Origin of the sequence: Nocardiopsis dassonvillei (assembly GCF_964273065.1) — a bacterium.
Classification (GTDB): Bacteria; Actinomycetota; Actinomycetes; order Streptosporangiales; family Streptosporangiaceae; genus Nocardiopsis; species Nocardiopsis dassonvillei_B.
This window is the reverse complement of the sequence record NZ_OZ186815.1, coordinates 591889-603143: the sequence shown is the minus strand read 5'-3', so window position 1 is coordinate 603143 and position 11255 is coordinate 591889. Positions and strand designations below refer to the sequence as shown.

Genomic DNA, 11255 nt, shown 5'->3' with positions numbered 1-11255 from the left:
GGGGGCGCCCCGACCAGGGGTGTGTCGTGTCTCACACGGTCAGACGCGGGCGGGCAGGCCCTCGATCTCGGTGACGCGGTGGTGGACGGGGCGGCTGGGCTCGGCCGCCGAGCAGGTGGCGGGGCAGGCGGGCCCCTCCTCGCGGGCGACGGAGACGGTGTACAGGCCCCGGTCGTGGCCCAGGGTGACGCGGACGCCGTCGGCGGTGTCCTCCTCGCCCAGGTGGGTGACCTCGTCGGTGCCGACGGTGCCCAGGCGGGCGCGCAGGGCGGCTTCGGCGGCCTGGACGGCGGAGGAGTCGCTGCACCGGCCGCGGAAGTTGTCGGGGACGATGCGGCCCCGTTCCAGGGCGGCGACCGTGCGCACGGCCGAGTCGGGGTCCAGGCGGCCGAAGTAGGCGCCCTGGGGCAGGGCGACGAGGTTGGCGGCGAACCGGTCGCCGCCCACGTGGGTGGTCTCCCAGACCTCGGCGTCGGTGCCGGCCAGGGCGGCGGCCACCGGGCGCCCCAGGACGGCGCAGCAGGGGTCCTTCTTGGCGTGGGTGCACACGAGGTAGAGGCTGTGGTCCACGGGTGTGCCGAAGTCCGGCGGTTCGGGGCGCTCGGCGGCGGTGACGTCGATGTCCAGCAGTTCGGCCTGGTCGGTGAAGTCGATGCGGCGCACCCAGGGGGAGGTGCGGCTGACGTGGGCCAGGTAGGCGCGGCGCGGGCCCCCGCCCTCGCGCGGAGCGCCGGGGCGCTTGATGAGCTGGGGCTTGACGTCGTGGCCGGTGATCTGCGCGGCCAGGGCGGAGACGACGGCCCGGTCCAGTCCGGGGCTGGTGAAGGCAGGGTGGCGCCAGGGGCCGGGGTGCTCGATGAGCAGCCATCCGACGGTGCGTCCGGCCGTTCCGGCGATCTGCTCGCCGGTGTAGCGGGCCAGGGCCGAGCAGCCCCGGCTGCCGTCCGGGGCGGTGGGTAGGCGCACGGGTCGGTCCAATCGAGGCGGAGGAGGGCAGGCGGGCGCGCGGCGCCCGGGAGGTGCCCGGACGCGGCCGCGCTTCGAGGTTAGGTTAGCCTACCCAGGCCGTCACCGGCGTCCCCGGGGTCCGTGTCGAGCATGTCGATGAGGGCGTCGCGTGAGGCGGCGACGTGGGCCTCGGCGCAGCGGGCGGCGGCCTCGGCCTCGCGCCGCGCCAGCAGGTCGACCAGGGTGCGGTGCTCCTCCACCGAGGCTTGCCGGTAGTGCGGGTGGCTGCGGCGGATGCGCGTGAGCTGGAACAGGTGGACCGGGGAGCGCAGCGCCTCCCAGGCGCGCACCAGCCGGGTGTTGGCCGCGATCTCGTACAGGAGGTCGTGGAAGCCCAGGTCCAGGCGGAGCAGCTCGGCGGCCGCGGTGTCGTCGGCCAGCGCCCGGTCCAGGGACTCGACCAGGTCCGACAGCTCGGCCAGGTGGGAGGCGGTGGCGCGGGTGGCGGCGCGGTGGGCGGCCAGGCGCTCCAGGGCGCCGCGCACGGTGTAGACCTCGTCCACGTCGGCGGGGGTGAGTTCGATGACGCGGGCGCCGCGGTGCCACTCGCTGACGACCAGGCCGTCGCGCTCCAGCAGGGCCAGCCCCTCGCGGACGGAGCCCCGGCTGACGTCCAGCCGGGTGGCCAGGTCGACCTCGCGCAGCGGTGTGCCGGGGGGCAGGGTGCCCTGGAGGATGGACTCGCGGATACGGTCGGCCGCCTCGTGGGCGAGCCCGCGCCGCCGGGCCCTGCGCATGCGCCTCCTCGGATGACGGGGTGGTCGGGTGCTGGGAAAGTGTAGGGCGCACACAGTGGAAAGTGAGAACCGTTCGGGTCTCGGTACGGTTGCGGACGGCGCCTTCCCGCCTTCGTTTTGTTGACATTCGGACAAGTTCGGGCCGACTATGGGGCGCGCGGCCGTCGCGGTCCGGATACCGTCCTGATCCGGAACGCGGCGGCCGTCGTGCTGCGGATCAGGACGGGGCGGAGATCCCGCCGTCGCCGTTCAGGAGCTGGCCGTTGACCCAACCTCCCCGCGGCGAGCACAGGAACTCGACGAGGTCGGCGGTGTCCTCGGGGGTCCCGGTGCGGCCCAGCGGGGTGTGGCCGGCCGTCTCCCGCCGTGTCCGCGGGCTCATCCAGCCGGTGTCGACCGGGCCGGGGTTCACCGCGTTGGCGCTCACCCCCAGGTGGGCCAGCTCGCGGGCGGCGGCGACGACGATGCGGTCCAGCGCCCCCTTGCTCGCCCCGTAGGGCAGGTTGCCGACCGTGTGGTCGCTGGTCAGCGCCACGATGCGCCCCCTGCCCCGGGGGCCGGTGAAGGCGCGGGCGAAGGCGCGCACCAGCAGCCAGGAGGCACGGGCGTTGACCGCGAAGTGCCGGTCGAAGGACTCCACCCCGGTGTCCAGCAGCGAGGAGGCCACCGACTCGCAGTGGCACAGCACCAGGGCGGTGGGCGGTCCTAGTCCGGCGCTCACCTCCTCCACGACCCGGTCGGGCACCGCGGGGTCGGCGAAGTCGGCCTCCAGGGCCAGGTGGGCTGCGCCGAGCCCCTCCAGCCCGGTGGCCAGGGCCCGGGCGGCCCCGGGTTCGGCGCCCCAGGGCATGCGGGCGTCGTAGGGGGACCAGTGGGTGAAGGCGACGTCCCACCCGGCCCCGGCCAGGCGCAGCGCGACGGCGGTGCCGATGCCGCGGCTGCGGCCCGCGCCGGTGACCAGCGCCACCGGCCTCGCGGAGGACTCGGTATGTGTCATGGGGCCATCGTGGTGGCGGCCCCGTGCACCCGGCAACGGGATTTCGCCGTTCAGCCGGTCAGGTCGGGGATCAGCCGCGGCCCGTGGCGGCGCACGTGCTCCAGGAACGTCGCCACCGCCGGGGACGTGTACCCGCCGCCCGAGCCCTCGGCCGGGTGGACCACGCCGATGGGCCGCACGGTGCCGGGGTCGGCCAGGGCCAGCTCCACGGTGCCCGGCAGCGGCCCGCGCGGGCGGGCGGGCAGCACCGACACGCCCAGGCCGGCGCCGACCAGCCCGCGCGCGGTGGCGATGTCGTCGGCCTCGAAGGCGACCCGGGGGGTCAGGGCGGCCCGGTCGGTGATGAGGTCGGTCAGGTGGCGCACCCCCCGCCCGGGCTTGAGCAGCACGAACTCCTCCCCGGCGACCTCGGCCAGCGCGATCTCCCGGTCGGCGGCGGCCAGCCGGTGCTGCTCGGGCACCACCAGGCGCAGCGCCTGGGTGTGCAGCACGGTGGAGACCAGCCGCGGATCGGCGGGCAGCGGCGAGGTCAGCGCCAGGTCGGCGCCGCCCTCGGCCAGGCGGCGCAGGGAGTCCGCCCAGGGCTCCTGGACCAGGGTGAAGCGCACCTGCGGGTGGGCGCGGCGGAAGTCCCGGAGCAGGGCGGGGACCACCTCCACGCCCAGCGTCGGCAGGAAGGTCAGGCCGACGCGGCCGCGGTCGGCGTCGGTGAGCTCGCCCACGCCGCGGGCCAGGTCGGCCAGGGCGCGCTCCACGTGCGGCAGCAGCAGGCGCCCGGTGCGGGTCAGCCGCACCCCGCGCCCGGTGCGCTCGACCAGGGTGAGCCCGCTCTCCTCCTGCAGGCGGGCGACCGCCCTGCTCAGGGTGGGCTGGGGCATGCCCAGGGCCTCGGCGGCGCGGGTGACGTGCTCGGTGCGGGCCAGGGCGGCCAGCATGTGCAGGCGCGGGGCCAGCAGCCGGGTGATGCGGTCGGCGTCCTCGGATTCCATGCATTCCAGTATGGATCAGGACATGTCCATGCATTGGACGTATGGGTCGATGGTTTCTAGCGTGGAGGGCATGGACACGGCGCCCCTCGCAGACGACCGCCCCCGGGCCGGGACACCCGGGTACCGGCGCACCGTGGTGGCGATGGTGGCCGTGGCGGTGGCGACCTTCGCCCAGCTGTGGTCGGTGCAGCCGGTGCTGCCGGAGCTGTCCGCCGACCTGGGCGAGCCGGCCGCGCGGGTGTCGCTGACGGTGTCGGCGGCCACCGGCGCGCTGGCCGGGTTCGCCCTGGTGTGGAGCGGGCTGGGGGACCGGTTCGGGCGCACCCGGGTGATCGCGGTGTCCCTCGCGGTGGCCACCCTGGTCGGCTGTGCGGCGCCCTTCGCCGGGGACCTGTGGCTGCTCGTGGCCCTGCGGGCGGTGCAGGGGGCCGCGCTGGGCGGGGTGCCCGCGGCGGCGGTGGCCCACCTGGCCGAGGTGCTGCACCCGGCCGACGCGGCCCGGGCGATCGGGGTGTACATCGCCGGGAACCCGCTGGGCGGGATGGGCGGGCGCCTGGTCTCGGGGTGGGCGGCCGCCGCGGGCGGCTGGCAGTGGGGGGTCGCCGCCTCCACCGCCGTGGGGGTGGCGGCCTGGCTGGTGTTCGTGTGCGCGCTGCCGCGCCGCACCCGCGGCGCCCCCCGGGCCGGGGGCGGCGGGTCGGGCGGCCGCACCCGGTGGCGGGCCGCGCTGGCCACCCCGGGCATGGCGGCGCTGTACGCGCAGGCGCTGCTGCTCATGGGCGCGTTCATGACGGTGTACAACCTGCTGGGCTTCCGGCTGACGGGGGAGCCGTTCGGCCTGTCGCAGGCGGTGGCGTCGTCGCTGTTCGTCGCCTACACCGCCGGGATGGCCGGGTCGGCGTGGTCGGGCCGGGCCGGTTCCCGGTGGGGCCCCTACCGTGTGCTGGCGGTCTCGGCCGCGGTGATGGCCGCGGCGGCCGGCGCGCTGGCCGCGCCCTGGCTGCCGGTGGTGGCGGCGGGGCTGGTGGTGTTCACGTTCGTGTTCTTCTGCGCGCACGCCACCGCCTCGGCGTGGGCGGCGCGCCGGGCCGGTGCGGGCCGGGCACAGGCGTCGTCGGTGTACACGCTGGCCTACTACGTGGGGGCGAGCCTGCTGGGCTGGGCCGGCGGGCTGTTCTACGACCGCTGGGGGTGGGGTGCGGCGCTGGTGTTCGCCGGGGCACTGTGCGCGGCGGCGCTGGTGTCGGGGCTGGGGCTGCGTTCCCGGGAGGAGGCCTTGCCCGATGAGGGGGTGTCCTTGACCGGCGCCGGGGCCGCCGCGGGGGACCGTGGGAGGGAGAAGCCCCCGGGATAGTTTAAGATTCAACCACCCGGTCGCGAGAGAGGTGCCGAATGGACGTACGCCCGGCGGGGATCCACCATGTGACCGCCATCGCCACGGACCCGGCCGCCAACGCCGACTTCTACCGCAACGTCCTGGGGATGCGCCTGGTCAAGCGCACCGTCAACTTCGACGACCCCACCACCTACCACCTCTACTACGGCGACCGGGCGGGCAGCCCCGGCACCGTCATGACGTTCTTCCCCTGGCCGGGGGCCCCGCGCGGGCGCCTGGGCGCCGGACAGGCCACCGTCACGACCTTCTCCGTTCCGGAGGGGTCGCTGGGCTGGTGGGCCGAGCACCTGGGGGCCCTGGACGTCGAGTTCACCCGGCCGGCCGAGCGCGGCGCCGAGGACGTGCTGTCCCTGCGCGACCCCGACGGCCTGGTCATCGAGCTGGCGGCCTCGCCCGACCACCACGACACCGACCCCTGGGACGGCGGCGGCATCCCGGCCGACCACGCCGTGCGCGGCATCCGGGCGGTCACCCTCACCGAGCACAGCCTGGACGACACCGCCGCGATGCTCACGGACCAGCTGGGGTTCCGGCTGGAGGACGAGACCGCCGACCGGGCGCGCTTTCGCACCTCCGCGGCCGGCGCGGCGGTGGGCACCATCGTCGACGTGCTCGCGCGACCGGCCGCCGAACGCGGACACGTGGCCGCCGGGACCGTCCACCACGTCGCCTACCGCGCCCCCGACGGCCCCGTCCAGGCCTCCTGGCGCGAGGACCTCATCGCCCAGGGCGTGGGCGTCACCGAGGTCCGCGACCGCAACTACTTCACCTCCATCTACTTCCGCGAACCCGGCGGGGTGCTGCTGGAGATCGCCACCGACGGGCCCGGGTTCGACTACGACGAGCCCCTGCTCGAACTGGGCCGCTCCCTGCGGCTCCCGCCGTGGCTGGAGCCCGACCGCGAGGCCATCGCCGCGGCCCTGCCGCCCCTGGAGACCGGCCGGTGAGCGCGGTCGCCGACTTCGTCCACGTCGTCGAGCCCGCCCGCCGGCCCCAGGCGCCCACCCTGCTGCTGCTCCACGGCACCGGCGCCGACGAGCACGACCTGCTCCCGCTGGGGCGCCTGCTGGCGCCGGGCGCGGCCCTGCTCTCGCCGCGCGGCAGGGTCGACGAGAACGGCATGAACCGCTGGTTCCGGCGGCTGCGCGAGGGCGTCTTCGACGTGGAGGACGTCATCGCCCGCGCCGCCGAGCTGGCCGGCTGGCTGCCCGTCGCACTGGAACACCACGGCCTGGGCGGCCCGGTGGTCGCGGCCGGCTTCTCCAACGGCGCCAACACCGCCGCGGCCCTGATGCTCCTGCACCCGGACCTGCTGGACGGGGCGGTCCTGCTGGGCGGCGGGTACCCCCTCCAGGGCCGGGAGCCCGGCCGGGCCGACCTGTCCGGGAAGGCGGCGTTCCTGGGCGTGGGCGCGACCGACCCCATCAGCACCCCCGACCAGGCCCGGCTGCTCGCCGACCACCTCACCGCACTGGGGGCGCGGGTGGAGGTCCTGGAGCACCCCGGCGGACACCAGGTGCCCCCGGCGGTGGCCGAGGGGGCCCGCGCCTGGTTCGAGGGCCGCTACGGCCCCCACTAGACCGCGGCGGCGTCCCCTGACCCGGGCGCCGCCGCCCTCCGGCGGGGTGGGCTCGTCCCCGTGCGAGCCCGCCCCGCTAGACTTCGTTGCAGATCACCACTTTTCCCCTGTACCTGCACATCGCCCTCGAAAAGAACCCATGATCATCCCTCTTCCTGTACGGGGGCGGTGAGCCGTGGACCCCGAGATCCTCGGCCTGCTGCTCCTGGTCGGCGTCGCCGCCGGCTGGGTCGACGCCGTCGTCGGCGGGGGCGGCCTGCTGCTCCTGCCCGCCCTGCTGGTCGCCGCACCCACCACCCCCCTGGCCACCCTGCTGGGCACCAACAAGCTCGGCGCGATCTTCGGCACCGCCTCGGCGGCCGTCGCCTACGCCCGCAAGGTCCCCGTGGACCGGGCCGTCGTGGTGCCCACCGCGACCCTGGCCCTGCTCGGCGCGGGCGGCGGCGCCGCCCTGGCCGCGGCCCTGACCACCGACGTCCTCAAACCGATCATCATGGTCGTCCTGGCCGGGGTGGCCCTGCTGGTGTACCTGCGCCCCGCCATGGGCGCGGCCGCCGACCCCGCCCTGCGCACCCGCAACCGGATGCTGGCCGCCATCGCGCTGGCCGGCCTGGGGGTGGGCTTCTACGACGGGCTCATCGGCCCGGGCACCGGCGTGTTCCTCATCATCTCCCTGACCGCGGTGCTGGGCATGGACTTCGTGTCGGCCTCGGCCGCCGCCAAGATCGTCAACGTCTGCACCAACCTGGGCGCCCTCATCGTGTTCGCGATCGGCGGCCACGTCGACTGGCTGCTCGGCCTGGGGCTGGGGGTGTGCACCGTCATCGGCGCCCAGATCGGGGCGCGCATGGCCCTGCGGCGGGGCTCGGGGTTCGTCCGCGCGGTGCTGCTGGTGGTCATCGCCGCCCTGCTGCTGCGCATGGGCTGGGACACCTTCGCCTGAGTACCGGCCCCCGTGACCGGCTGCGGCCACGGGGGATCCGCACCCGTCCGGCGGGCGTCCGAGAGGTGAGGAAGGATCCCCCTCCTGAGACGGACGGTACGCCCATGCCCCCACGCACGAACTCCCCCCGACCCCGCGGGCGGGTCGCCGCGGCCGCGCTCGTCGCCGCCCTGGCGCTGAGCGCCTGCTCGGCCAACGCCGGGCCCGACCAGACGGGCCTGGAGTACGACGCGGGCCCCTTCTCCTCCACCACCTTCGACAGCTGCATCTCCCCGGGCAACCGCGAGTACCACGGCCCCGGCGACGAGACCTACCTGTACCCGGCCGGGCAGCGGACCTTCGAGTTCTCCGGCTCGGAGACCGCCGAGATCGGCGCCTCCACGGTCGTGTCCCAGGACGACCTCGAACTCACCGTCACCGGGCTGGTGACGTTCAGCCTCAACATCGACTGCGAGCAGCTCCAGGAGTTCCACGAGCGGCTGGGCCTGAAGTACGGCGCCTACGAGGACACCGGGTGGGTGGAGCTGCTGCGGGACTACATCGGCCAGCCCCTCAACCGGGCCCTGGACGACGCCACCAAGGAGTACGCCTGGCGCGACCTGTACACCAGCGCCGACGCCAAGGCCGAGTGGGAGCAGAAGGTCGGCGACCTGACCGCCGCCTACATCGACGAGCAGGGCGGCGGGGAGTTCTTCTGCTCGCCCGTCTACACCGGCGGCGACGAGTGCGGCACCCCGCAGCTGACCATCCAGCAGCCCACCCCGCCCGAGGAGGTCCGCACCGCGCTGACCCTGGCCCAGGAGGCGGTGGAGATGACCACCGCCCAGGAGCAGGAGAACGAGCGGGTGGAGAAGGAGCTGGAGGCCATCGAGGCGCTGGTGGAGGTGCTCGGACCCGACGGGTACATCCTCTACCAGGCCCTCAAGGACGGGAAGGTCGACTTCGTCCCCATCCCGTACGGCGGCGGCGTCAACGTGAGCCCGCGCGGCGGCAACTGACCGCCGGGTGCCGGGCGCGCCGCGCCCGGCACCCGCGGACCGCCACGGGGCGTGCCCCGGGCAGCGGCTCCGGTCGGGGCCCGCGGCGGCCGCCGGGCGGCGGCCCGGCAGGATCACTGCGGCCGGTGTCGGACGCCACAGGGCGCGGTGCGCTCGGGCCCTGGGAGCCGCCCGGACGGCGCAGTCGGCGCCCCCGGCGGCCCCGGGGACGGCCCCGGGCGGGCCCGCCCCGACGGGCCCGGCGGCGGTGCGACCGGCGCCCCCCGGGGGCGGGGACCGGCGCCGATGCCGCTAGGGTGACCGTTGCGCCGGACACGCGCGCCGACGGCGGTCGGACGCCGGGGCGGGGGCGGGGCACAGGGGGCCTTCGGTGCGAAGCCGACCTAGGTAAGGCTAACCTGTCCTGGTCGGTCCGCGGTGGTGGGAACGCCCCGCCGGAAGACCCCGGACGACGCCCACGACCGCCTACACGACGAACGGGGAAGCCGTGGCCCTGCGCGCGTCCGCCCTCGCACCCCCCAGCCTCACCCGGCGCATCACCCGGCCCCTCGGCCTGCTCGCCGCGCTGGGGGCGCTGGTGGTGTGCGTCCTGCTCAGCATCACGGTCGGCGCCAAGCCCATCCCCGTCGCCGACGTCTGGGCGGCCCTGGCCCACCCCGACGGGACCTACGACCACAACGTCATCCGCACCCTGCGTGTGCCGCGCACCGTCATCGGGGTGTTCGTGGGGGCCGCGCTGGGCCTGGCCGGGGCGCTCATGCAGGCGCTGACCCGCAACCCCCTGGCCGAGCCGGGCATCCTGGGCGTCAACTCCGGCGCCGCCGCCGCGGTCGTCGTCGCGGTGTTCGCGTTCGGCGCCTCCGGGGCGGCGCTGGTCTGGCCCGCGTTCGCCGGCGCCGCGCTGGCCTCGGTGGCCGTGTACATGCTGGGCTCGCGCGGGCCCGCCAGCGCCACCCCCGTGCGGCTGGCGCTGGCGGGCACCGCGGTGGCCGCCGTACTCCAGGGCCTGATCTTCGGCGTCATCGTCCTCAACGACTTCGTGTTCGACCGCATCCGCTTCTGGCAGGTGGGATCCCTGGTCGGCCGCGACCTGGAGATCTTCTGGCAGGTCGCCCCGTTCCTGGTCGGCGGCGTCGCGCTGACCCTGCTGCTGGGTCCCTCGCTCAACGCCGTCGCCCTGGGCGACGACCTGGCGGCCTCCCTGGGCGCGCGCATCCCCACCATCCGCACCCTGAGCGCCATCGCCGTGATCCTGCTGTGCGGGTCGGCGACCGCCGCCGCCGGACCCATCTGGTTCGTGGGCCTGGTCATCCCGCACGTGGCACGCCTGGTCACCGGCCCCGACCAGCGGTGGCTGCTGCCCTACTCCGCGGTGTTCGGCGCGATCCTGCTCACCGCCGCCGACACGGTGGGACGGGTCGTCGCCCCCGGCGCCGAACTGGAGGTCGGCATCATCACCGCGTTCGTCGGCGCCCCCCTGTTCATCGCCCTGGTCCGCAGCAGAAAGATGGCAGCCCTGTGAGCACCACGACCCGGCCGCGCCCCCGCACCGGGGGCCGGACCGCCCCGCGCGGAACCTTCGCCCTGCGCCTCGGCGACCGGTACTCGCTCCTGGTGCGCCCGCGCACGCTCGCCGTGGCGGTGGCGCTCATCGCCCTGTCCGCGGCCGCACTGGCCGTGTCGGTCTCGGTGGGCGACTACGAGATCCCCCTGGCCGCCGTGCCCGCCGCCATCACCGGCGCCGGCGAGCGCCTGGACGTGTTCTTCGTCCAGGGGGTGCGCCTGCCCCGGGCGCTGACCGCCCTGGGAGTGGGCGCCGCCCTGGGCCTGGCCGGGGCGGTCTTCCAGAGCCTGTCCCGCAACGCCCTGGGCAGCCCCGACATCATCGGCTTCACCAGCGGCGCGGCCACCGGCGCCGTCGCGGTCATCCTCGTGGTGGGCGGCGGCCGGCTGGTGGTGTCCATGGGCGCCGTCGCGGGCGGCCTGCTCACCGCCGCCGTCGTGTACCTGCTCGCCATGAAGAACGGCGTCCAGGGGTACCGGCTGGTGCTGGTGGGCATCGGCGTCTCGGCGATGCTGACCGCGTTCCGCGACTACCTGCTGACCCGCGCCGAGCTCACCGACGCCATGAGCGCCCAGATCTGGATGATCGGCAGCCTCAACGCCCGCGGCTGGGGAGAGGTGGCCGCGGTGTGGGCGTCCCTGGCGGTTCTGGGCCCGGTCCTGCTGTACCTGGGCGGGCGACTGCGGTTCATGGAGCTGGGCGACGACACCGCCCGAGCCCTGGGCGTGGACACCCGGGCCGTCCAGATGGCGGCGCTGGCCGCCGCCAGCGCCCTGACCGGCGCCGCGATCGCGGTGTCGGGCCCCATCGGGTTCGTGGCCCTGGCCGCCCCGCAGCTGGCCCGCCGCCTCACCCGCACCGGCGGTACCACCTTCGTCGGCGCGGCCCTCATGGGCGCCGCCCTGCTGGCGGTCGCCGACCTGGTGGCGCTGCGCGCCCTGGCCCCCACCCAGCTGCCCGTCGGCGTGGTCACCGCCGTCATCGGCGGCGGCTACCTGATCCGGCTCCTGCACACCGAGTGGCGGCGCGGCCGCGCCTGAGCCC

The 11255-nt window shown here is 75.8% G+C and carries 11 protein-coding genes; 7 read left to right on the top strand and 4 right to left on the bottom strand.

The window, feature by feature from the left end; genetic code table 11:
- Positions 1–39: 39 nt before the first annotated feature.
- The 4 genes from ACSUPR_RS02980 to ACSUPR_RS02965 all read right to left on the bottom strand — a co-directional run bounded on the left by ACSUPR_RS02980 (position 40) and on the right by ACSUPR_RS02965 (position 3731).
- Positions 40–966, bottom strand: coding sequence for a sucrase ferredoxin (locus tag ACSUPR_RS02980; RefSeq protein WP_436889358.1), 927 nt, complete (start codon positions 964–966; stop codon positions 40–42).
- 80 nt (positions 967–1046) lie between these two features.
- Positions 1047–1745, bottom strand: coding sequence for a GntR family transcriptional regulator (locus ACSUPR_RS02975; RefSeq protein WP_436889357.1), 699 nt, complete (start codon positions 1743–1745; stop codon positions 1047–1049).
- Between the two features lie 217 nt (positions 1746–1962).
- Entirely contained in the window at positions 1963–2742 is a 780-nt protein-coding gene (locus tag ACSUPR_RS02970; protein WP_436889356.1) for an SDR family oxidoreductase, read from the bottom strand.
- A gap of 50 nt (positions 2743–2792) precedes the next feature.
- Complete coding sequence (locus tag ACSUPR_RS02965) at positions 2793–3731, bottom strand: LysR family transcriptional regulator (protein WP_436889354.1); 939 nt, start codon at positions 3729–3731, stop codon at positions 2793–2795.
- A gap of 70 nt (positions 3732–3801) precedes the next feature.
- On the opposite strand from ACSUPR_RS02965, the gene ACSUPR_RS02960 reads away from it, so the two are divergent.
- The 7 genes from ACSUPR_RS02960 (at position 3802) to ACSUPR_RS02930 (ending at position 11251) form a co-directional block, all read left to right on the top strand.
- A complete protein-coding gene (locus ACSUPR_RS02960) occupies positions 3802–5085 on the top strand; it encodes an MFS transporter (RefSeq protein WP_436889352.1) in 1284 nt (427 codons plus the stop codon).
- A gap of 38 nt (positions 5086–5123) precedes the next feature.
- Positions 5124–6074, top strand: coding sequence for a ring-cleaving dioxygenase (locus ACSUPR_RS02955; protein ID WP_436889350.1), 951 nt, complete (start codon positions 5124–5126; stop codon positions 6072–6074).
- Complete coding sequence (locus ACSUPR_RS02950; protein WP_436889348.1) at positions 6071–6706, top strand: alpha/beta hydrolase; 636 nt, start codon at positions 6071–6073, stop codon at positions 6704–6706. The genes ACSUPR_RS02955 and ACSUPR_RS02950 overlap by 4 nt, the downstream gene beginning before the upstream one ends.
- A 175-nt stretch (positions 6707–6881) precedes the next feature.
- The gene (locus ACSUPR_RS02945) at positions 6882–7649 is read left to right on the top strand and encodes a sulfite exporter TauE/SafE family protein (RefSeq protein ID WP_436889347.1); all 768 of its coding nucleotides are present in this window, start codon (positions 6882–6884) and stop codon (positions 7647–7649) included.
- Positions 7650–7753: 104 nt separating this feature from the next.
- On the top strand, positions 7754–8647 hold the full coding sequence (locus ACSUPR_RS02940) for an SPFH domain-containing protein (protein WP_436889345.1): 894 nt from the start codon (positions 7754–7756) through the stop codon (positions 8645–8647).
- Positions 8648–9134: 487 nt separating this feature from the next.
- Positions 9135–10169, top strand: coding sequence for a FecCD family ABC transporter permease (locus ACSUPR_RS02935; protein WP_436889343.1), 1035 nt, complete (start codon positions 9135–9137; stop codon positions 10167–10169).
- Positions 10166–11251 (top strand): FecCD family ABC transporter permease, encoded by a 1086-nt coding sequence (locus tag ACSUPR_RS02930; protein WP_436889341.1) that lies wholly within the window; start codon positions 10166–10168, stop codon positions 11249–11251. The genes ACSUPR_RS02935 and ACSUPR_RS02930 overlap by 4 nt, the downstream gene beginning before the upstream one ends.
- Positions 11252–11255 lie beyond the last annotated feature (4 nt).